This is a genomic window from Paenibacillus sp. JT22N12 (assembly GCF_056269365.1).
Map to the genome: position 1 here is coordinate 408,479 of NZ_JBWDNU010000004.1, position 22,571 is coordinate 431,049.

19 protein-coding genes are annotated in these 22,571 nt (G+C 50.1%); 11 read left to right on the forward strand and 8 right to left on the reverse strand.

What is annotated here, in order from left to right; translation table 11 throughout:
* The first annotated feature begins 251 nt into the window (after positions 1-251).
* The 6 genes from AC0YOA_RS17510 to AC0YOA_RS17535 all read left to right on the forward strand — a co-directional run bounded on the left by AC0YOA_RS17510 (position 252) and on the right by AC0YOA_RS17535 (position 6,986).
* Positions 252-1,229, forward strand: coding sequence for an ABC transporter ATP-binding protein (locus tag AC0YOA_RS17510; protein WP_475769801.1), 978 nt, complete (start codon positions 252-254; stop codon positions 1,227-1,229).
* Between the two features lie 101 nt (positions 1,230-1,330).
* On the forward strand, positions 1,331-2,983 hold the full coding sequence (locus tag AC0YOA_RS17515) for an ABC transporter substrate-binding protein (protein WP_475787671.1): 1,653 nt from the start codon (positions 1,331-1,333) through the stop codon (positions 2,981-2,983).
* Between the two features lie 17 nt (positions 2,984-3,000).
* Entirely contained in the window at positions 3,001-3,945 is a 945-nt protein-coding gene (locus tag AC0YOA_RS17520; RefSeq protein WP_475787672.1) for an ABC transporter permease, read from the forward strand.
* 146 nt (positions 3,946-4,091) lie between these two features.
* The gene (locus AC0YOA_RS17525; RefSeq protein WP_475787673.1) at positions 4,092-4,988 is read left to right on the forward strand and encodes an ABC transporter permease; all 897 of its coding nucleotides are present in this window, start codon (positions 4,092-4,094) and stop codon (positions 4,986-4,988) included.
* A gap of 14 nt (positions 4,989-5,002) precedes the next feature.
* Positions 5,003-5,989, forward strand: coding sequence for an ABC transporter ATP-binding protein (locus AC0YOA_RS17530; RefSeq protein WP_475787674.1), 987 nt, complete (start codon positions 5,003-5,005; stop codon positions 5,987-5,989).
* Between the two features lie 52 nt (positions 5,990-6,041).
* Positions 6,042-6,986 (forward strand): carbon-nitrogen hydrolase family protein, encoded by a 945-nt coding sequence (locus tag AC0YOA_RS17535; RefSeq protein ID WP_475787675.1) that lies wholly within the window; start codon positions 6,042-6,044, stop codon positions 6,984-6,986.
* 212 nt (positions 6,987-7,198) lie between these two features.
* Here the strand turns inward: AC0YOA_RS17535 and AC0YOA_RS17540 are convergent, their stop codons facing one another.
* The 3 genes from AC0YOA_RS17540 to AC0YOA_RS17550 form a co-directional block, all read right to left on the reverse strand.
* A complete protein-coding gene (locus tag AC0YOA_RS17540; RefSeq protein WP_210042798.1) occupies positions 7,199-7,636 on the reverse strand; it encodes a Dps family protein in 438 nt (145 codons plus the stop codon).
* 107 nt (positions 7,637-7,743) lie between these two features.
* A complete protein-coding gene (gene trxB, locus AC0YOA_RS17545; protein WP_475787676.1) occupies positions 7,744-8,724 on the reverse strand; it encodes a thioredoxin-disulfide reductase in 981 nt (326 codons plus the stop codon).
* 320 nt (positions 8,725-9,044) lie between these two features.
* Positions 9,045-9,446 carry a secondary thiamine-phosphate synthase enzyme YjbQ gene (locus tag AC0YOA_RS17550; protein WP_475787677.1) on the reverse strand — a complete coding sequence of 134 codons (402 nt, stop codon included), beginning with the start codon at positions 9,444-9,446 and terminating at the stop codon, positions 9,045-9,047.
* 171 nt (positions 9,447-9,617) lie between these two features.
* Between AC0YOA_RS17550 and galU the strand changes: the two genes are divergently transcribed.
* The gene (galU, locus tag AC0YOA_RS17555; RefSeq protein WP_210042779.1) at positions 9,618-10,502 is read left to right on the forward strand and encodes a UTP--glucose-1-phosphate uridylyltransferase GalU; all 885 of its coding nucleotides are present in this window, start codon (positions 9,618-9,620) and stop codon (positions 10,500-10,502) included.
* Positions 10,503-10,849: 347 nt separating this feature from the next.
* Here the strand turns inward: galU and AC0YOA_RS17560 are convergent, their stop codons facing one another.
* The gene (locus tag AC0YOA_RS17560; protein WP_475787678.1) at positions 10,850-11,293 is read right to left on the reverse strand and encodes a DUF6220 domain-containing protein; all 444 of its coding nucleotides are present in this window, start codon (positions 11,291-11,293) and stop codon (positions 10,850-10,852) included.
* 194 nt (positions 11,294-11,487) lie between these two features.
* Here AC0YOA_RS17560 and AC0YOA_RS17565 point away from each other — a divergent pair, with 194 nt between their 5' ends.
* The 3 genes from AC0YOA_RS17565 (at position 11,488) to AC0YOA_RS17575 (ending at position 15,173) form a co-directional block, all read left to right on the forward strand.
* A complete protein-coding gene (locus AC0YOA_RS17565) occupies positions 11,488-12,618 on the forward strand; it encodes a substrate-binding domain-containing protein (RefSeq protein WP_475787972.1) in 1,131 nt (376 codons plus the stop codon).
* A 141-nt stretch (positions 12,619-12,759) separates the two neighbouring features.
* A complete protein-coding gene (gene araD / locus AC0YOA_RS17570; RefSeq protein WP_475787679.1) occupies positions 12,760-13,455 on the forward strand; it encodes an L-ribulose-5-phosphate 4-epimerase in 696 nt (231 codons plus the stop codon).
* 41 nt (positions 13,456-13,496) lie between these two features.
* Positions 13,497-15,173, forward strand: a complete 1,677-nt coding sequence (locus AC0YOA_RS17575) for a ribulokinase (protein WP_475787680.1) — start codon at positions 13,497-13,499, stop codon at positions 15,171-15,173.
* A gap of 298 nt (positions 15,174-15,471) precedes the next feature.
* Here the strand turns inward: AC0YOA_RS17575 and AC0YOA_RS17580 are convergent, their stop codons facing one another.
* From AC0YOA_RS17580 to AC0YOA_RS17595, 4 genes are all read right to left on the reverse strand, one after another.
* Positions 15,472-15,855 carry a hypothetical protein gene (locus tag AC0YOA_RS17580; protein WP_475787681.1) on the reverse strand — a complete coding sequence of 128 codons (384 nt, stop codon included), beginning with the start codon at positions 15,853-15,855 and terminating at the stop codon, positions 15,472-15,474.
* Between the two features lie 694 nt (positions 15,856-16,549).
* A complete protein-coding gene (locus AC0YOA_RS17585; RefSeq protein ID WP_475787682.1) occupies positions 16,550-17,161 on the reverse strand; it encodes a superoxide dismutase in 612 nt (203 codons plus the stop codon).
* A gap of 203 nt (positions 17,162-17,364) precedes the next feature.
* The gene (locus tag AC0YOA_RS17590; protein ID WP_475787683.1) at positions 17,365-18,906 is read right to left on the reverse strand and encodes an S-layer homology domain-containing protein; all 1,542 of its coding nucleotides are present in this window, start codon (positions 18,904-18,906) and stop codon (positions 17,365-17,367) included.
* Positions 18,907-19,064: 158 nt separating this feature from the next.
* Positions 19,065-21,491 carry an O-antigen ligase family protein gene (locus tag AC0YOA_RS17595; protein ID WP_475787684.1) on the reverse strand — a complete coding sequence of 809 codons (2,427 nt, stop codon included), beginning with the start codon at positions 21,489-21,491 and terminating at the stop codon, positions 19,065-19,067.
* Positions 21,492-21,782: 291 nt separating this feature from the next.
* Between AC0YOA_RS17595 and AC0YOA_RS17600 the strand changes: the two genes are divergently transcribed.
* Positions 21,783-22,571, forward strand: coding sequence for an ABC transporter permease (locus AC0YOA_RS17600; protein ID WP_475787685.1), 789 nt, complete (start codon positions 21,783-21,785; stop codon positions 22,569-22,571).

A 22,571-nucleotide genomic window follows, 5' to 3' on the forward strand; every position in this document is an offset into this window, starting at 1 on the left:
GTCCTTTGGCGGCAAATTTAGCTTCTTCCTTCAGAAATATCAGAAAAGGACAACGAATTTTGCACTTTCTGATAGTTCAAAGAGACTGTTCAAGGCGTAATGATGTTTTATTGGTAAGAAATATAACACAAAATTCTTTGAAAACGACGGAAGGGAGGGTATAGAATGTTTTGATAGCCTGTTAGGATAATTTGTGTGTTAGTATTTATGACATCAAGAGTTCCGCACCTAATCGCAAGGAGGGAGCACATATGTCAGAGATGCTGAAAATGAGCCAATTGGTTACGGAGTTTTCCATTCGGGGTAACAAGGTGGCTGCTGTCAGAGGCGTGTCATTAGAGGTACGGAAGGGCAGGACGCTTGTTGTTCTTGGGGAATCGGGATCGGGGAAAAGCGTGATGCTTCGTTCGATTCTTGGCCTCAAGCCGTCGGGGGCTGCGATATCGGGCTCCATCAAGCTGGGTGATGAAGAGCTTCTGACCAAATCGCAGAAGGAAATGAACCGCATTCGCGGCAACCGGATCTCCATGATTTTCCAGGATGCCTTGTCGGCTCTGGACCCGCTGTACCGGGTAGGAGACCAGATAGCAGAGACTCTTCTTACGCATCAATCCATCAAAAAGGATGAAGCCAGACGACAGGTCGTCGAGCTGCTTGGAAAAGTGGGAATCCCTTCGCCGGAGGAGAGAATGCGGGCTTTCCCGCATGAAATGAGCGGCGGGATGCGGCAGAGAGCCGTCATCGCTATGGCGCTCGCCTGCAAGCCGGATTTGCTGCTTGCGGACGAACCGACTACGGCTCTTGATGTGACGATACAGGCGCAAATCCTCCGGCTGTTCAAAGAGATCCAGGCGGAATATGGTATGTCGGTCGTACTTGTCACTCACGATATCGGGGTAGCGGCTGAAATGGCGGATGATATTGCGGTGATGTACGGAGGCAGAATTGTGGAGTACGGCAGAGCCCGCCAGATTCTCTCGGCTCCGGCACATCCCTACACGGTCGGGCTTATCGCTGCGACACCGAGACGGGGCCAGCAGGGCAAGCTTTCGACTATTCCGGGGCAGCCGCCGCTGATTACCGCCATGCCTGAAGGCTGCTCGTTTGCAGACCGCTGCCCGCTTGCCCGAAGCTCATGCCGTGAGCAAGCCCCTTCGTTTACTTACTACGGCGAAGCCCATGGCGCTGCATGCTTCCTGCTGGATCAGGAGCAGCCGATCGCTCAATAATCGGTAAGGTGATGAGAATAGGGTTGCTGGAGCTAAAATAGACAGAATAATCAGAAAATAAAGAGGCGCAAGAAGCGCCAAAATCATGGAGGGGTTATGAGATGAGAAGCATACTGGGATTCATGTCGGCACGAAAATTAGCAGGATTTCTCCTGATTGCTGCAATGGTGATGATCACCGCATGCGGGGATGGCGGCAGTGGAGGAAGCAATGCAGCTGCAAGCGGCGGAACCGACTCGGGCTCCGGATCATCCAAGGAGCAGACGCTGATTATCGGCATGTCAGCGGCCAATATTCCGGTTCCCGACACGTACCCGACGGAGGGCTACGAGGGTATGCGGTTTGTCGGCTATCAATTATATGATGCGCTGGTCAATTGGGATCTGAAGCAGGGCGATAAACCGGCCGAGCTGGTTCCCGGGCTTGCGGAATCATGGGAAACCTCAACAACGGACCCCACGATGTGGACCTTTCATCTCCGCCAGAATGTGACCTTCCATGATGGAACTCCTTTTAACGCGGATGCGCTCATCTTTGCTTTTGACCGGATTATGAATCCGAAATCGGAATATTACAACGCACAGCTGGCAGGTACCAGCGCCAGCGCATTCCGGTATGTCGAATCGTACACCAAGGTTGATGACAGTACGGTCACGATCAAGACCAAGGGGCCTTACAGCTTCCTGCTGTATGACCTGTCCGGTTTATTGATCGGCAGTCCCGATGCCATTAAGAAAAGCGGAGCCGACTATGTCAACCACCCTGTAGGCACCGGCCCGTTCAAGTTTGACAGCATGAAGCAGGGGCAGGAGCTGACCATGGTCAAGAATGAGAACTACTGGAACGGCGCGCCGAAGCTGGATAAAATCGTCCTTCGTCCGATCAGCGATCCGTCTGCCCGTCTGGCGGCTCTGCAATCCGGTGAGGTCGATTGGGCGGAAGTGCCGCCGACCGAATCCATTGAGCTGCTGAAGAGCTCGGGCTTCCAGGTATTGACGAATCCTTACCCGCATATCTGGCCGTATGTGCTCAATCTGCAGGATGGTCCATGGAAAGAGAAGCTGGTCCGCCAGGCGGCCAACTATGCGATCGACCGCGACGGCTTAAGCACGGCGCTTCTGGGCGGAGCGGCGGCTCCGGCTACACAGCCGATGTACAAAGGCCATGCCTGGTTCAGCGATAAAGGCGAGCCCTACACCTACGATCCGGAGAAAGCCAAACAGCTTTTGGCGGAAGCGGGTTATCCGGACGGCTTCACGACGACCTTCGTCGTTCCCACCAGCGGATCTGGGAATATGTGGCCGATGCAGATGAATGAATATATTCAGAAGAATCTCAAGGATGTCGGCATCAACGTCAAGCTCGAATCGATTGAATGGCAGACGCTGCTGACGCAATTCCTGTCCGGGTTTCCCAAGGATAAAGAGGTGGGAGCTTACAATATCTCGCTTCCGACGATCTCGCCATCCTTCTATTCTCAGTTTTTCGCAACGTCTTCGATCTTTCCGAACGGGATCAATCTGGGCGGCTACTCCAACCCGGCTTACGACGAATTAATCAACAAAGCGACTGCGAGCTTCGATCCCGCGGAGCAAACGGCCCTGCTTAACCAGGCTTCCGCCATCATTGCCGACGACGCGCCCTGGATCTTTGTGGTCCATGACATGAACCTTCGCGCATTGGCGCCGAAAGTAAAAGGCTTTGTGCAGCCGCAATCCTGGTTCGCCGATTTGACCACGATTTCCATTGAATAGATAAGGGGGCACGCGCCATGGGTTCATTCATCTGGAAAAGACTGCTGCTCATGATTCCGACACTGCTTGGCGTTTCCGTCGTCGTCTTCCTGATGCTCAAAATTGTTCCGGGCGATCCCGTCAATTCCATCCTTCCGCCGGACGCCTCCGAAGCGGAGCGCGCGGTCATCAGAGCCGAGCTCGGCCTCGATAAATCGATTGCCATTCAGTATGTGGATTGGCTGGGACGTATTCTGCAGGGCAATCTGGGCGACTCCATTGTCAGAAGGCTGCCGGTGACGGATCTGCTCCTGCCGGCACTGAAGAATACATTGATTCTCGCCCTTGCATCAGCAATCATATCCTTCATTATTTCATTGGCAATCGGTGTCTTCAGCGCCTATTATCCCAAATCCAGGCTCGCTTCCATCGTGAATGGACTCAGCCTTGCGGGTATCGGACTGCCGAATTTCTGGGCGGGGCTGATCCTGATCGGAGTTTTCTCCGTCACGCTGGGGTGGCTGCCCTCCTCGGGGATGACTTCCGTTGGGCAGGGAGGGGCGGCGGACCTGTTCCGCCACCTCATTCTTCCGACCATTGCAACGGTATTGTCGACAGTCGGCGTCATGACCAGGATGATACGGAGCACAGTATCCGGTCTGCTGCAGCAGGATTTTGTGTTTGCCCTGCAGGCCAAGGGAAGCGGATCGCTGACAGTGCTGCGCCATGTTCTCCGCAATGGCATGCCGACCATTCTTAACGTAACGGGACTTCAGTTTGGTTATCTGCTCGGCGGTTCCGTGCTGGTAGAGACGGTATTCTCCTGGCCGGGCGTCGGTCAAGTTATCTATCAGGCGATCGGGCAGCGCGACTTCCCGGTTGTGCAGGCTGGCGTATTGATCATTGCGATTGCGTTCGTCATGATCAATATGATCGTGGACGCCATTCATGCGACGATGGATCCCCGTGTTCGTCAGGTGTAAGCAAACTCAAGGCCTATGCTTCCGAAGTGAGTTTTCAGGACTATGAAGCAGCGCTAAAAACTAAGCCTATGCTTCCGAAGCGGGTTTTTGCTTATCAGGGAGCAGCTTCAAGAAGCAGCGCAAAATCTCTTAAGGAGGCGGTAACAATGTCCACCAATGTTCAGACGGTACGTGATGCGGTATTGGTGCCGGGTGCGAGCCGGGAACCTTCCCGGCTGACCAATATATGGCGTGCTTTCACGAAGAGGAAAGTGGCCGTTGGTGCGCTGGTGCTGCTTATGATCATTATTCTCGCCTGTCTGCTGGCGCCCGTTGTTTCTCCCTATGATCCCGTTAACGGAAATGTCCAGGACCGTCTGCTCAAGGTTGGCTCTGCCGAACACTTGCTGGGTACGGATGAACAGGGGCGGGATCTGCTGTCCCGGATCCTGTATGGCGGAAGGCTCAGCCTGTTATCCGGGATTCTGCCTGTGATTCTCGCAGTCGTAATCGGAGGCGGGCTTGGAGTTATCGCCGGTTATTTTGGACGATGGATCAATACGATTATTATGCGCTCGCTGGATATCGTATTTTCATTCCCCGCGATTCTGCTGGCCATCGGGATATCCGCAGCGCTTGGGCCGGGAATTAGCAATATTATCATTTCCGCGACGGTCGTCTTTATTCCGCCGATCGCCCGGATTGCCGAAAGCGCGGTGAAGGAGGTCCGCAAGGAGGAGTTTATCGAAGCGGCCCAATCCAGCGGAGCCGGTAATCTGCTCATTATCCGCTCTCATATTTTAAGCAATATATTCAGCAAAGTCTTCGTATTCAGCACATCGCAGATCGGTGTATGCCTCATGCTGGCTTCGGGCCTTAGCTTCCTGGGACTGGGCGTTTCGCCGCCAACCCCGGAGTGGGGCTTCATGCTCAATAATTTGAAGCAGCTGATCTTTATCAACCCGCTTGTCACCGTCGTGCCCGGGATTTTCATTTTCCTTACCTCACTGTCGCTCAATCTGGTATCGGATGCGCTCAGTGACGCACTAGAAATCAAGCGATAAACGGAGGGATCGGTATGGAGCATATACTTGAGGTTAATGAACTGGGCAAAACTTTCCCGATCCGCAATTTCTTCGGGCGTACGAAGGGCGGCGTGTCTGCCGTGGACCGGGTATCCTTCAAGCTGGGCGAACGGGGAACGCTTGGCATCGTCGGCGAATCCGGATGCGGCAAATCCACGCTTGCCCGTCTGCTGATGCGGTTGATCGAACCGGACCAGGGTGTAGTGAAATATCGCGAGCAGAACATTCTGGATCTGAAGGGCCTTCCGCTCAAAAATATGCGCCAGCGCATCCAGATGGTGTTCCAGAATCCTTATTCCTCGATTAATCCGCAAATGCCGGTGATCGATAACATTGCTTTCCCGCTGTGGGCGAGCGGTGAGAGCAAAGCGGCTTCCCGGGCGAAGGCCCATCATTTTATGGAATCGGTCGGCTTGTCCCGTACGCATGCCGGGCGGCTTCCGGCCAGTCTCAGCGGCGGACAGAGGCAGCGTGTAGCGATTGCCCGCGCGCTCATTCTGGCCCCGGATATCGTCATTGCCGATGAAGCGGTCTCCGCGCTGGACAAATCCGTTCAGGCTCAGGTGCTGAATCTGTTCCAGGATTTGAAGCAGGACCTGTCGCTGTCGATGATCTTCATATCTCATGACCTGCATGTGGTCGAGTACATGAGCGATGAAGTCATGGTCATGTATCTCGGGCGTGTGGTGGAGAAAGGGCCAACCTCGCAGATTTTTGGCCGTGCCGCCCACCCGTATACCCAGGCGCTGCTTGCCTCTGCCCCCTCTCTGGAAACGGCGTTTGAGCATCACAAAGGAAACGGGGAACCAGTGCTGAAAGGGGAGCTGCCAAGTCCCTTGAATCCGCCATCCGGCTGCCGGTTTCGTACGCGCTGCCCGTTGGCGACAGAACGCTGCGCAGTAGAGACACCGGTTCTGCAGGAGGTATCGCCCGGGCATGAAGCGGCTTGTCTGCTGCTTCAGGAGAGTATGCCGGCTTAATAGAGGTATCACGTTTTCTCATAAACTCAAATATGGAAGGGTTGGATGAACAATGGGGTATGAAAATATCGTTACGGTCGCAAGTGTGAACTTTAATGCGGAATGGGGCAATAAAGCAGGCAATCTGGAGCGGATCAAAGGGTATATTCAGGCGGCGGCAGACCGCGGGGCGAAGATTGTCCTGTTTCCCGAGACGGCGCTTACCGGGTACGATGTGAAGGGTGACTCCATCGAGATGCAGGTTGGAATCGCGGAGACTATTCCCGGACCAGCCTCAGACGGGTTGGCAGCATTGACGAAATCGCTTGGCCTCTATGTTGTACTCGGTATGATAGAGAAGGATGCGGAAGATCCTGCCCTTATCTACAATTCCGCTCTTGTTCTGGGTCCTGAGGGAGTGATCGGCTCCTACCGCAAAATTCATCCGGCCGGCAAAGAGTCGATGTGGGCGAAGAAAGGCAGCGAGCCGCTGATGTTCGATACGCCATGGGGTCCGGTGGGTGTGGGCATATGCTATGATTCCTACTGTTTCCCCGAGCTCACCCGGCATTATTCGGCGCTCGGCTCGCGGCTCTATCTGAATCCGACCGCGGTCTCGGAGATAGAGGGCTGGCAGGAATTCTATTATACGACACTGAAATCGCGGGTGATCGAGAACGGAACCTTCCTCGTCAGCTCCAATCTGGTCGGACCGGATCTGGACAGTCTGAAATTTCCCGGAGGCAGCATGATCATCGGCCCATCTGTGAATATGCTGTCCACCCGATACTATGCAGAGCCGGTTGAGCAGCACGAAGAACTGCTGGTGGCAACGCTTGATCTGTCCCTCGCCGACAAAGCGCGCAAGCTGCTGACACTGTTCAACGACAATCAGATTACGGGCCTGCCGGACTGGAGACCGGATATTTATGTGAGAATGCTGGAGGAAATCAAGCGCCACAAAAAATGGGGAGGGAAGGAAGAGGCGCAGCCGGAGCCGGCTCTGAGCGTACATTAAAGAGTAAGAATGAAAAAGCGCCCGTCTCCCCGATTTCGGGAAACAGGCGCTTCATTCCTATATATAATAGAAGAAAGTTTTTTTGGTCTTTGCATGGCTTGTATTCCATAAGGTGAAGAAGCTTTCTTCTCGCCATAATCGGGTAATAGCGCTTCTTCTTATTGTTAAGAAGAACAAGGAGATCAAGCCTTCTTCGCGAAGGGCTGAAAGGTTTAACGGCCGTTGAAAGCCTTCAGCATCCACAGATGCTTTTCCAGCGATTTATGAACGGCAAGCAGCATATCGGCTGTCGTTTCGTCGCCTTTCTTCTCGGCTTCCTCCATGCCTTCCTTCAGCTCGCCGGCGACTACGGTAAAGTCATCAATGAGCGAATCGACCATCTGGGTCGCTTCTTCTTTGCCGGTAGCTTCCTTGACGCTGGAGAGCTTCAGATGTTCCGTCATCGTTGCTACAGGTTTGCCCTCTAACGCCAACAGGCGCTCGGCAAAATCATCCACGACCAATGTCGCTTCCTCGTAAAGCTCCTGGAATTTCACGTGCAAGGTGAAGAACTGGTTGCCCTTCACATACCAGTGGAAATTATGCAGCTTCACATAAAGAACGCTCCAGGTGGAAATTTGCTTGTTTAAAATATCATGCAGCTTCGTCATTGAAAACACGCTCCTTAATAGTTGATTTCTCTTATCTATTTGATGAACCTCCGGCCTTGCCGGAAAATTATCAACGCTTATGTTAAGGGGCATTATGCTAAAGCTGCTCAGTCTCCGAAGGCGATTTCCTGTGTAACGAGCTCCAGATCCGAGCCCATTAAAGCTGCATCCGCATCTTCCAGGAACCGTTCGGCATCCAGCGCAGCCATACATCCGCTGCCCGCGGCGGTAATGGCCTGGCGGTAATGGCGGTCCTGAACATCCCCGCAGGCGAATACGCCCGGCAGATTGGTTTTCGACGTTCCCGGCTGAACTACGATGTAGCCTTGATCATCGGTCGTGACCTGCCCGCCCAGAAAAGCGGTATTCGGCGTATGGCCAATCGCTACAAATACGCCGTCTGCTTCAAGCAGCACGTCTTCGCCGGTTGCATTATCATGAACGCGAAGGCCGCTCAGCCCCTGATCCCCCGCAACTACCTCCTGCGGAGTTACATTCAGGCTCCACACAATTTTATCATTGGCTCTGGCCCGGTCCTGCATGATTTTCGAAGCGCGAAGCTCGTCGCGTCTGTGAACCAGTCTGACCTCGGATGCGAATCGGGTCAGGAAGGAAGCTTCCTCCATAGCGGAATCGCCGCCGCCGACAACAATAATTTTTTTGCCGCGGAAGAAAAATCCGTCACAAGTCGCACAGGTGCTGACTCCACGGCCAACGTTGTCGCGTTCTCCGGGCACTCCCATATATTTTGCCGAAGCGCCGGTGGAAATAACCACAGATTTCGTAAAAATTTCACTGCCGTTCTCCAGCTTCAATTTATAGGGTCTCTCGGAGAGATCCGCCTCATCCACCCAGCCGGTCTGAAAACGCGCCCCGAACCGCTGCGCCTGTTTGCGCATATTGGACATCAGCTCGGAACCGAGGATGCCGTCCTGGAAGCCGGGGTAATTCTCGACCTCTGTAGTTGTAGTCAGCTGTCCCCCCGGCTGCGGTCCTTCCAGAACCAGAGGGCTGAAGCCGGCGCGTGCAAGATAGATGGCAGCCGTTAATCCGGCTGGCCCGGTACCTACTATTGTGATGTTTTCCATATCGTTTCTCTCCTCTCATTAACCAAGCCGATTCACCTTGAACCATATCGATAATTATTTCTATATTAAAATTATTATAAATAAGGAAAGTTGTCAATAGCAATTTGAAATAATGAAAAACACGCAATCCTCAGCCGGCAGCTTCCAGCTCTTGTGAGATGGAGGAATGCCGCCCGCGCTGCGTGTTTAGGGTTGTTATAGCCATGTATCATGGAAATTGCGGATCAGAAAACAGCACCCGGCTTGAGGCACAGCGTTGGCTGGAAAGCGGATGTTTTTCGAGCGCTGTGGCAATCAAGTCCAAAAGCGATGAACGCCTATCAGTCTGCAATCAGCTTCACATAATACTCGCGTGTGCGGGGCCCGTCGAATTCGCAGAAATAAATCCCCTGCCATCTGCCCAGAAGCAGCCGGCCCTCTGCGATAATGACCGTTTGCGAGGTTCCGGTCGTCATGGCTTTCAGATGGGAGGCGGTATTGCCTTCGCCATGCCGGTATTTCGGGTGCTCCCACGGGTACACCTCATCCAGACGCATCAGCACATCATGCTTCACATCGGGATCGGCATTCTCCTGGATCGTAATTCCGGCGGTCGTATGCGGGCAATAAATGACGGCTAGGCCGTTTTCTATCCCTTTTTGACTGACAATGGCTGTGATTTCGCGGGTAATATCCATCATCTCATCGTGCCGGGACGTCCGCAGCGATCGGGTAATCAGCATGATTAGTCCTCCTTTATACGAGTAATACGCGGAAGTATCCATCGTTTTCAAGTGTGTCATGAGCCAGAAGGGATGTCAAACCGGGACCTGATGCCTATTTTACCATGGTGCGATTGTCCGAATGGGAGTATTATGGAGGTAGTATAAATAACGCTTATGGGGGATATGAAAATGATGATGGGAAAACGCGTGCGCAAGGCCATTATTCCGGCGGGGGGACTGGGTACCCGGTTTCTGCCCGCTACCAAGGCACAGCCTAAGGAAATGCTGCCGCTTATTGATAAGCCTGCCATACAATATATTGTAGAAGAAGCAGTCGCCTCCGGAATCGAGAGCATCATGATTGTGACGGGACGCAACAAACGGGCGATTGAGGACCATTTTGACAAGTCGGTGGAGCTGGAGGCTGAGCTGGAGGCACACGGCAAAGCCGAAATGCTGGATCTGGTCAAAGGCATCTCGCATATGGCGGATATCTGTTATACACGCCAGCGCGAGCCGCTCGGACTTGGACATGCCGTATTATGTGCGCGCAGCTTTGTGGGGGACGAGCCCTTTGCAGTGCTGCTTGGGGATGACATTCTGCTGTCGGAACCGCCCTGTCTGAAGCAAATGATCGACGTTTACGAAACGAACGGTTCCTCAGTCGTGGCCGTTATGGAAGTGCCGTGGGACCAGACGCATAAGTACGGTATTGTCGAGCTGGACCGTGAAGCGGAGCAGGGCCGTATCAGGGGACTCGTGGAAAAACCGCTGCCCGGTGAAGCGCCGTCCAATCTTGCAGTAGTTGGCCGATATATCCTTGATCCGGCAATCTTCGCGCTGCTGGAACGGGCCGAACCCGGCAAAGGCGGCGAGATTCAGCTCACCGATAGCCTGCAGCGTCTGAACTGGGAATCGCCGCTCACCGCATTCCGCTTCCAGGGTCGAAGGCATGACGTCGGCGATAAGCTGGGATTTGTACAGGCTACGATTGATATGGCATTGGAAAGAGAAGATCTCTCGGAAGAGGTAAGGGCATTTATGATCGAGCGCCTTGGGACAGGTGTACGCTAAGCGAGGTTTATAATTAATGAAGTAAATAATGAACTGCTTTAAAAGATTGCCTGGCGGAGCAGGCGGAATACAGTCTGCCGTGGTGTCAGTCGATCGACCTTGTAACCTGCAATTAAGTTAAGAACGATTCCGCATGCGCAGCCTGACTTTCTCACCCCGCCTTAAGCAGGTTCTCTCCTTGCCAGCATGTGCACCCAACACCGTCATAACGTCTTGAGACGTATGATGCTTTGGGTGACGAAGTAAGGAACGCTTAAGTTCAAGCCGTTTGCCCAGGGCACGATCCTTGGCAGACGGCTTTTTTGTATTTCTCTTTAGCTGCCAGGCAGGAGACACTGGAAATTGAATCAGACCCGCCCGCTCCTCCAGGCGCTGAAGGCGCGTTTCACTGCGATCATTGAGATCCAGAACAGCAGCAAAGCGAGCACAGGATGAAGCGCGGCCAGCTCGGGAATCCGGCCTCCCATATGAGCCGTTAGGTACTGCATGATGATCAGAATGACCATTCCAAATCCCAAAAACCGGATGGCGCGGCCGGTTGGGCCAATAAAGGTTAAAACGAGCATAGCCAGTGGGATCATTTCGAAATAGTGAACGAACGACCGGTGATCCTGCCAATGCGACGAATCGACGAATGAAGCCATTCCTGCCAGGAATACCTGCATGACGACACATACGGCGAAGACCGCTGCAAGCAAAAATAGCGCCAGCCGGATATAACTTGCTCCCGTTTGCTTGGCCTTGATCTCGGCGTCAGTCTGATTCTCCATGTCAGCCTGGTTTGTGGGCATCTTCCATACCTCCCTTATGTTGTATATCTCAATTCTATATATCTGTGATCCATATGTTAGGGATAATCCGGTTTGTTGTCAAAACAATCTTGCAGACTGAAAATAATGGGGCAACCCGGCGAGTATGTACGTACAAGTTAAGCACATGATATAATATGAGGCATACAAGCTGAATGCAGGAATCGAGGTGCAGCGTGAAGGAACAGCTTCCGCCCAAGTATATGCAACTAAAGGAAGAGATTTTGACCTGGATCACGGCGGAACAATTCAAGCCGCATGACAAGCTTCCTTCGGAGAACGAGATTGCCGCAACGTTCAGCCTGAGCCGCCAGACTGTCAGGCAGGCGCTTGGGGAACTGGAAGCGGAGGGCTGGCTTTATCGCTCACAGGGAAAAGGAACATTCGTAGCTGACGCGGCTTCTGCGGCTGCCGGCAAGCACCCGCACCAGCAGGGGCTGACCATCGGATTGATGACGACGCATATCTCCGACTATATATTCCCGACGATCGTGCGCGGGGTGGAATCGGCGCTTCGCCTGCATGGGGCCAGGCTGCTGCTGGCCAGCACGGACAATGAGAAGAACAAGGAACGGGAGAGTCTGGAATCCATGCTGCAGCAGCAGCCAAGCGGACTGATCATCGAGCCGACCAAGAGTGCGGAGGGAAACCCTAATCTCGACTATTATCTGTCGCTGGAATCCAGAGGAATTCCATTTGTTATGCTTAACGAGCGATATAGCGATCTGGATGCACCGTGTCTGAAGGTTGACGACGAGCTTGGCGGATTCCGCGCAGCAGAGCACTTGATCAGGCTCGGTCACCGGCGGATTGCCGGATTTTTTAAGACCGACGATTTTCAGGGGATCTACCGGATGCGCGGTTTCCTGCGTGCTTTGCGCGAGCATCAACTGACGCTGCGTTCCGAGCTCCTTATCCGGTATAGTACCGAGGAGAAGCTGGTCAGGCCTGCTGCGGAGCTGTCGGCGCTGCTTGGCCAGGCAGCCGGGGAGCGTCCGACGGCGATTGTTTGCTATAACGACGAGCTGGCTGTGAAGCTGCTTGATGTGGTGCGGGGGAAGGGCTTGACGGTGCCGGAGGATCTATCTATGGTGGGATTTGATGATGCCACACTGGCTACAGCAACGGAAGTGAAGCTGACTACACTGGAGCATCCCAAGACTCGGATGGGTGAGGATGCTGTGAAACTGCTTATTCGTCTGTTGGGACAAGGCCGCAGCCGCAAGCCGGAGGCGGATATTGTATATGAACCGCGATTAATTGTCAGGGAGTCTACCGCCCCGGCCGGAGAAGAAGTAAAAAATTAATCGTGACACACTTGTACGTACAAGTTATAATAATAGCGAATGAAACACCATTATATTTGGCAGCATATTTTCGGGTATTTGAATAAATAGCCAAGATGCCGCAGCGACTATGGATAAATGCGGCGAAAGGAGAACTATTTTATGCTGGATGCTTTAAAAAAAGCCGTATGGGAAGCCAATATGGAGCTGCCCCAGTATGGGCTTGTCACTTTTACCTGGGGGAATGTAAGTGGCATTGACCGGGAGAGAGGTCTAGTGGCCATCAAGCCGAGCGGTGTTCCTTATGATGAGCTGAAGCCTGAGCAAATCGTCATTGTGGATCTGGAAGGGAATGTAGTCGAAGGGAATCTTCGGCCCTCTTCGGATACGCCGACGCATGTCGCTTTGTATCGCGCTTTTGAAGGCATTGGAGGGATCGTGCATACCCACTCTCCATGGGCCACGAGCTGGGCGCAGGCCGGACGGCCGATTCCCGCGCTTGGAACGACGCATGCGGATTACTTTTACGGTGAAATCCCTTGCACACGTCCTATGACGGAAGCCGAAATTCAAGGCGCTTATGAGCTGGAGACAGGCAACGTCATTATTGAGACCTTCACTCAAGGCGGCATCGATCCCAATCAAGTGCCGGCTGCGCTCGTATACAGCCATGCGCCCTTCTGCTGGGGGAAGGATCCCCATAATGCGGTGCATAATGCGGTTGTCGTGGAGGAAGCGGCCAAGATGGCACTGCACACGTTCCAGTTAAATCCGAATATACAGCCGATGGATCAGCATTTGCTGGATCGCCATTACTTGCGCAAGCACGGTAAAAATGCTTATTATGGACAAAAGTAATCGTTTACAAGGACTATATTTCAAAGGGGGATCCCTGAATCATGAGCAGCAAATATGCAATTGGCGTGGACTATGGAACGGAATCCGGCCGCGCGGTGTTGGTGCGTCTGAGCGACGGTGCGGAAATCGCCGAGCATGTGACGCCCTACCGTCACAACGTTATTGATGAGAAATTGCCGGAATTGGGTCTCAAGCTGGAGCATGACTGGGCGCTGCAGCATCCGGCGGACTATATTGAGGTGCTGACGACGTCGGTGCCTGCCGTTATGAAGGAATCCGGAATTGCGGCAAGCGAGATTATAGGTCTTGGCATCGACTTTACCGCATGTACCATGCTGCCGATCGATGAGGCGGGGCAGCCGCTCTGCTTCAATGAGGCGTACAAAGCCAATCCGCACAGCTGGGTGAAGCTGTGGAAGCATCATGCGGCACAGGATGAGGCGAACCTTATTAATGAAATCGCGGCAAGCCGCGGCGAGTCGTTCCTCCCCCGTTACGGCGGCAAAATTTCCTCCGAATGGATGCTGGCCAAGTCATGGCAGATTCTGAACGAAGCTCCGGAGATGTATGAGGCTGCGGATAAATTCGTGGAAGCAACCGACTGGGTTGTCGGCCAGATGACGGGAAACATTGTGCGCAACAGCTGCACGGCCGGATACAAGTCCATTTGGCACAAGCGGGATGGATATCCAAGCAGCGAGTTCTATAAAGCGCTTGATCCAAGGCTGGAAAATCTTGCGGATACGAAGCTCCGCGGCGATGTTCTGCCGCTTGGCTCCAAAGCGGGCGAGCTGACGGCGGATATGGCTGCGCGCATGGGCCTAACCGCAGGTATCGCAATTGCGGTCGGCAATGTCGATGCGCATGCCGCGGTTCCCGCAGTAGGTGTTGTCACCCCCGGCAAGCTGGTAATGGCCATGGGGACCTCGATCTGTCATATGCTGCTCGGCTCGGAAGAGAAGCAGGTTGAGGGTATGTGCGGCGTTGTCGAGGATGGTATCATCCCCGGCTATTACGGTTATGAAGCCGGTCAATCGGCCGTTGGCGATATTTTCGCCTGGTATGTGGATGAAGCGGTTCCGGCCTATGCCATTGAGGCAGCCAATCAGGAAGGAATCAGCATCCATGAGTGGCTGGAAAAGAAAGCGTCAGAGCTCAATGTCGGCGAATCCGGCGTTCTCGCGCTCGACTGGTGGAATGGCAATCGTTCCGTGCTTGTCGATACGGATCTGACCGGGATGATGGTTGGTCTTACCCTGCTGACCAAGCCTTATGAAGTCTATCGCGCACTGCTGGAAGCGACGGCTTTCGGCACTCGTAAAATCGTGGAAGCCTTCCACAGCAACGGTGTGGCTGTGGATGAGCTGTACGCCTGCGGGGGCCTCCCGCAAAAGAACCGTCTGCTTATGCAAATCTACGCAGATGTGACCAACCGCGAGATCAAAGTCGCGGCCTCCCGGCAGACGCCTGCGCTGGGGGCGGCCATGTTCGGCGCTGTGGCAGCCGGTGCGGAAGCAGGCGGCTACGATAATGTTGTCGACGCGGCGGCGGCAATGGCCCGCGTGAGGGAGGAGACGTTCAAGCCGATTCCGGCGAACGTCGCGGTATATGACAAGCTGTACGCGGAGTATAATCAGCTCCACGACTACTTCGGCCGTGGCGCCAATGATGTGATGAAACGGCTAAAGGCCATTAAAGAAGAAGCCAGCGCCCACTAAGCGCAGGGAGTAAATAGAAGGGCCCGATCAGGCGTCAATTGATGACGCTGTAATCGGGCCTTCTTCATTTAAATACAAGAAAGTTTATATTTCCTTTCTTATAGGTGAAGTTGCTGCGCCACCAAGATGACGGTGAAGCCGACTCTTGGTGGCATCTCATGGGAGGATGATCAACTCTTATAGGTGAAGTTGCTTCGTCACTAATTGGACGGGGGAAGCCGGCTCTTTGAGGAATTTCAAAGGAGCATAATCAACGCAAGAGATTTTGAGTAATCGGACCAATCATCCTTCGTCTTGTTTAAAGGTCATCTTCCGAATCGTCGGTGATGAGATCATAATTATTTTCCAGCTGCAAATTGTAAGGCAATGCAGTCCCCGCATCCTGGATGCTCCTCGGTATGACTGCGCCAGCGCCTGTCAGAATGAGCTCGAGTCCGACTGTATCCCCTGACTGTATGGGCAGATAGAGCTGGGACTCCGCAATCAGGCGTCCATTCAGACGCAGAATCGTTCCAATATCACCAGCTATAGCCACGCCGCTGACAAAGATGATCTGGCCAAAGTTATTGAAACGAACAACACCTGTCCCGGCCAAAGCCTGATAAACAGTCATCCCCGGAAAATGGCGCACGGTATAGGCCTGAGTAACCTGAGGAAAGAAACGTCCTCCATTAATGACCACTGTCACGAAGCCAGGGAATATTGGTGGCCCGGGAATCGGGATGGGAATAGGAATAGGGATCGGAATTGGCCACGGCCCGGGCGGAAACGGTCCTGGTCCAGGTGGAAATGGACCTGGTCCCGGAGGGAATGGCCACGGCCCGGGCGGAAACGGTCCTGGTCCAGGTGGAAATGGACCTGGTCCCGGAGGGAATGGCCCCGGTCCGGGTGGAAACGGCCCCGGGCCTGGCGGGAACGGTCCCGGTCCGGGTGGAAATGGTCCTGGTCCCGGAGGGAATGGCCCCGGTCCGGGTGGAAACGGCCCAGGCCCCGGCGGGAATGGTCCTGGGCCGGGTGGAAACGGCCCTGGGCCCGGTGGGAATAGTCCCGGTCCGGGTTGCAGGCCGCCACCGGGGCTACCCATCATTCCACGCGGTCCGCCGCCACAACCGCAATCCCGGCCTGCCGGAGCAGGGGGGATATAGGCGACACTATATCCATCCTGAACGTGGACGGGGGTGTAAAAGTTATACCACATGCATATTCGTCTCCTTCATCAGAGCGTATAGGTCGATATCATGATAAAGCTTATGCGGCAATCGCCTATTCGGTGAGAAGGAATTACAATCAGACTATAGAGCAGCTAAGCTTGAAAAGCATAAAAAAACAGGACGAAGGCAGATTTGCCTTCGTCCTGTTTTTAACTGTTCCAAAGCTTATTTCGCAGCTTCGTAACGTTTGCCAACTTCCGACCAGTTCACAACATTCCAGAACGCTGCGATATAATCAGGGCGTTTGTTTTGGTAGTTCAGATAGTAAGCATGCTCCCAAACATCAAGGCCAAGGAGCGGCGTATCGCCTTCCATGATCGGGCTGTCTTGGTTAGGCAGGCTGTACACTTTCAATTTGCCAGCTTTGTCAGCTGCAAGCCAGGCCCAGCCGCTTCCGAAACGGGTTGTAGCTGCTTTTGCAAAATCCTCTTTGAATTTATCGAATCCGCCAAGCTCGCTTGCAATCGCATCGGCAAGTGCTCCGCTTGGAGCGCCGCCAGCGTTTGGTCCAATCGTTTCCCAGAAGAGGGAGTGGTTAGCATGTCCGCCGCCATTGTTGCGAACGGCAGTGCGGATGGCTTCAGGTACACTGTTAAGATCAGCAATAAGGTCTTCGACCGATTTGCTTTGCAGATCAGGAGAGGACTCCAGAGCAGCATTCAAATTCGTTACATAAGCATTATGATGACGGTCGTGGTGGATCATCATCGTTGTTTCATCAATGTGGGGCTCCAGTGCGTTGTTCGGATACGGTAAAGCTGGTAGTTGATGTGCCATGTTCAAAAAACCTCCTATTATATGTAATGTCTCTATCCATTACCCATTATCCATCTTCTCTAATAATAAATCAACAAAAATGTTTAGAAAGTCTGTATTCATGGATATATTTGCATCAACTATAGGATGATCAATAATGAAATATCTATACATCCGCGGGCAACAAAAAAACGACCCCGAAGGATCGTTTTTAAGTCACTGGATTAGTTGTTGATAAAACCAGCGTTACCGAGCAAACGAATTACCATTGTAGCAGCTTCAGCACGGCTTGCGCTAGCGTCACCTACCACTTTCGTAGTAGTTTGGCCAAGAACAATACCGGATTTAACTGCTGCAGCGACTTCAGCTTTTGCCCAGCCGAGACTGCTTGCATCAGTGAAGGCAGCCAACGCAGCAGATGCTTCCGCATCAGTAAGCGTTACTTCCTTACCAGCATAACCAAGGGCGCGAACGACCATGGCTGACAGCTCTTTACGGGTGATGTTAGCGTTCGGGTTGAATTTACCTTTGTCATCACCTTGTACGATACCAGCTTCTGCAGCCGTAGCTACAACGCCAGCGTACCATTGGCTCGAACTTACGTCCGAGAATTTAGATGTGGTTCCAGTAGCATCAAGACCGAGTGAACGAACGATCAGAGCCGCAAACTCAGCGCGAGTAATGTTGCGTTTTGGTTCGAACTTGTTAGCGCCCGTACCTTCTACAACCAACTTCGCAGCAAGAGTTTCAATATCTTCTTTCGCCCAGTGGTTAGCGAGATCCGCGAAGGATACGTTATCCAGTTGGATGACAGTGTAGATACTTGTGCTGTTGCGGAGCAAAGTAGCAAGTGTGTTATTACCGTTAGCAGCGAATGTAGCTGGGACGAAGCTCAGCTCTTTCGTATCCGGATTATAAACTACACCAGTTACCAATTTGGAATCAACAGAGCCAGTTACCGGAAGAGTACGTTTGAAGTAAACACCCAGGTCATTGACTTGCTGCTCTTTACCGCCACCTACAGCAGTGATTTTGAAATCAACTGGCGTAGCCAGTGGTTTCGCATCAATTCCGTACACAGCATCACTTACCGCTTTAGCAGCGTCGCCAGTAAGTCTCTTAAGTTCTACTTTGATTTTCAGAGCGCTCAGTTCAACCCCAAGGGATTTAGCCAGGTCCTCCAGTTTCAAAGCAGCGATCGGAAGGGTGATGGATGTACCATCTTCCAGTTTGATCGTAAGAGTTTCACCTTTGATCAATGCATCAGCAGGAATTGTTACTACTTCGGAAGTTGATGTAATAGTAGCATTCTTATCGGTTGCAAAGAGATTAGTCAATTGAGTACCGTCTACATTGCCGTTGCTGTCAATGATGCCAACACCCGGAAATCCAGGGAAGCCACCACCTCCACAGTAAGATGAGTTGTAAACATCTTTGTATGCGGAGTCAGCCACGGTCAATCTCACATATGTAGTACATGGTACGGAAGAAGAACTGAATGTATAGAAGCCATCTTTGTCATATACCGCTTTAACAGCAGTTGCGGTAGTTTCACCCGCGCCATAGACATAAACGTTTACTGGCACACCCAGATTGTAGACTGCATCCGTAACATAAACCGTACCACTTACTGTTCCGTATGAATAGTTCGCATCTTTAAAACCATTCGTATTGTGAGCAGCAAATGCAAGAACAGGCACAAGCACTGATATAATCATCAATGAGGCGATAAGAGCTGAAATTTTGCTTGCAAAAATCTTTTTCATTTTTAGTTTTCACCTCCTTTCATTAAACAATCGTAAATACGTTTTTTTTAAACCCATCGAGAAACTATTATATATCATCGTAATCAGGAAAGATAGAAACAATTTTGGGAAATAGTATAATAATGTTAGAGAAATACTGGAAAAGGATAACAGGATATTTACTTGCTGTCAATAACTTGTTGAAGCAAGTTTTTCTCGTTCGCGTCAAATCCTATTAATTTATTCAATAATACCTCATCTTTTTGTCCTATTGCATCCTGCGCAGCGAGGTAATATCTAACATTAATACGGATACTTTCATTGCTTAAATCGCCAGTAATGTCTTGCTTCAAAAGGTTATACGCATCTTCGTAGCTTTTGTTGCGGTATAAAATTTGTCCAATTGCCTGTCTCATAATAGGAGTGACATTAAATTCTCTTCCTTGAAGCTGTCCTGCTGGTAATAACTTGAGTTGTTCCTCCTTGGCGAGCACTTCTTTATACAGCTCCAGAGAGTGATTCCACTTGGAGTCAGGTCCTTTGGAATCCATTTCTCCCTCATTCTGGCCGGCAAGAAAATATTCCATAATAGCGACTTCGTAAAAGTTCATATCCCAAGGGAATTTAGAAATTGATTCGTCAAGAACAGATAATATATGGCTGTAGTCGTTCTCGGCTTTATAGTATTGATACTCGTCCAGAAGTAATTGACGATTGTAAGGTGCAAAAGGTTTCAACTGATCAAGCAATCTTTTATATTCCTGTCTGTATTGTAAATCTTGGGTTGAATTGAAGGCTTGATCCATCCAATTCAATTTTCTTAAAGTATAATCAGGATGGTCAGGAGACACGTTAATGGCATGATCAATAGGTGGCAGTAATTCATTTAACGGCTTTTTCTCCACAATAGCAAGATTCAGAGCTTGACGGTAGCTAAGATTGGCATCATATTCCCTGTAGACCCATATAAAGAGAAACAAGGCCAGTAACGATATGGCTGCTGGATATACCAATCGCCACTTACTATATCTGTATCCCTCCATAGCCGGAATTATCAATGTCTTGTGGAATGGAGCAAGCATCGCACCTAGAGACAGAAAGACGAGAATCGATAAATAACCATAACTCATATCAAAATCCAGAGCACTGTGGGCCAGCAAAGAGATAGAGATGATGAAAAATATAAATTGGCTGCCTCGTAACTCAGGATTTCTAATGTATTCCCGAATGAATAAGTAGTAGACGAGGACAATAAAGCCTATTAATATAATAATTCCGATCCAGCCGATCTCTATCAGTGTCTGCAAATAATAGCTGTGAGCCTGATTACTGGTGTAAGGGTTGCTTTGGTACTTCTCATAAAGTACTGACCAAGCGCCACCACCTGCACCGATTAGTGGATAATCTGCTGAAACTTTAAATGCATCCTTATAGAAGGTTTCGCGCTCGAGAACGCTATGCTGTTCAAGGTTAATGCTTTCTATACGATCAGCAATACTTTGGGGCAATAGGCTTCTAACACTGCTGCTTGAGAAAATTAAAATAGCCGCTAGTGCGCCTACTACAATAAAAAGAAGAGGAACTGCAATGAAAGACCATTTGGATACTTGGATTCTTGTTGTTCGGATATTTAGCCATTTTGAAAGTTTGCCATGAAGGAGGGAAATTAATAATGCAACAACAATGGATGCACCTAGAAGCAGACCCCATCCAGTCAGAGGAACGGAACTCCAAAGAGATATTGTTTTACCCGACTGGGAGACTGGGTCCGTGATTTTGGAGATTTTATCCGCAGCTGCTGTTAACTTACTCAAAATGGCGAAAGATGAAACAACAGCAAGAAACATGTATATTAGATAGGACAATTGCTTACTGATTTTGAGGAAAGGAAGAATAATAAGGACAAGTATTGGAATGAATACAAGCGCTGCCCGTGAATAAGTCAGCATTAAAGAGATCCAAATTGGTACGAGCATAAAGCTGTGCAACGCCCGCCAGTACCACTGCTTGACATGAATGGCTGAGAATAGAGCTCCCAGGAATAAGGCTGTAAGAAGTGCAGCATACGAGTTGGAGTATTGGAAGACAGATGTCAACCGATAGTTCGTGTCTGCCAACCATAGAGCATTATTGAAGTAAGCTTGTCCAAACAGATTCATGAACCCGAATATTACAATGGCATAACCGGACAATTGAATGGATAGTTCAATAAACTTGCGGTGTAATTTATTTTCAGCCATATACAGACCAATGATAAAAAAAGCTGCAATCATAAATTCAAGCAAAATCATCGTTTTGGCATTATGTGAGGAGACAGCGTCTGTTGAAGATAATATATACATGAGAGGAAGGAGGAGCACAAGAACTGACAAAATGGATCTGTAGTCAATTAATTTCCAGGTTTGAAAGAAACGAATGCCAACGATCAAGAAGAGTATGAATGCATACAACATGGATTCGAGTAGAGCCGCCTCAAAATCGAACGCAAATCCGTTAAATAAGGCCACTTGAAAGGGAAAGATGAAGAAAAATAAACATGTGCCGGCAAGTATTGCCCATTGAAGTAATGAAAGATCAGACGATACATTTGGTTTATTCTTTTGCATAACTTTGAAGCTCCTTTTTGTTAACATTCTCAAGCCATTATAAAACTATATCACACTATCAAATCAAACTCATTAATGTGTTTTCTGCGTGGAGGTTCAAGATTCAATATCATTATAGTAATGGCATATTTTAGAACATATAAGCATTTTTAATTCTATGCATGAGCTGTGTAAGTTTGATAAGATAGTTCTGAAGTACTCCTCTCCAGAAACTTTTAATAAAAATATACGTTATATTAGAATAGCTTTGTTTATTCATAGATTCAAATATGATCGGGAGCAGATGTGAATATGGATTTTCTGAAAAATAATATGAAATTGTTGTTTTTGGCAAATGAATTATCAAAGAAAGAATTTCGATTAAAGTATCAAGGCTCTTTATTAGGTATATTATGGGCCTTTATTCAACCGGTTATTACAATTGCAATCCTTTGGTTTGTTTTCTCAGTTGGATTTAAATCAGTACCTGTTAATAATATCCCATTTATATTGTGGCTTATTGCAGGTATGATACCATGGTTCTTTATTTCAGAGGTAATATCAAATGGAGCCAATGCCATTAGTGAAAATTCATTTCTAGTCAAAAAGGTCGTTTTTAAAATCGAAATATTACCAATAGTAAAAGTGATAACATCCTTAAAAATTCATGTTTTTTTTATTGCAATATTTTTTATAATTTATTTTTTCTATGGGTACTCGTTAAATATTAATAATCTTCAACTTTTTTATTATTTATTTTGTACGATTGTGCTGCTTATCGGGGTTAATTTTATCACTTCAGCCTTGAATGTTTTTCTAAAAGATATTGGTCAAGTCGTTGCGGTTGTTGTTCAGTTTGGTTTCTGGATTACCCCAATTTTTTGGATGCTTGATACTGTACCTGAAAAATATCGCTTTCTGATTAAATTAAATCCCGTTTATTATATAGTTGATGGATATAGATTGTCGATGTTTACCCAAGAGTCTGTTCTTGACTATCCAAATTTAACAATATATTTTTGGGCAATCACTCTTGTCTTATTAATTGTAGGATATGGACTATTCAAGAAAATCAAACCGCATTTTGCGGATGTCTTATAA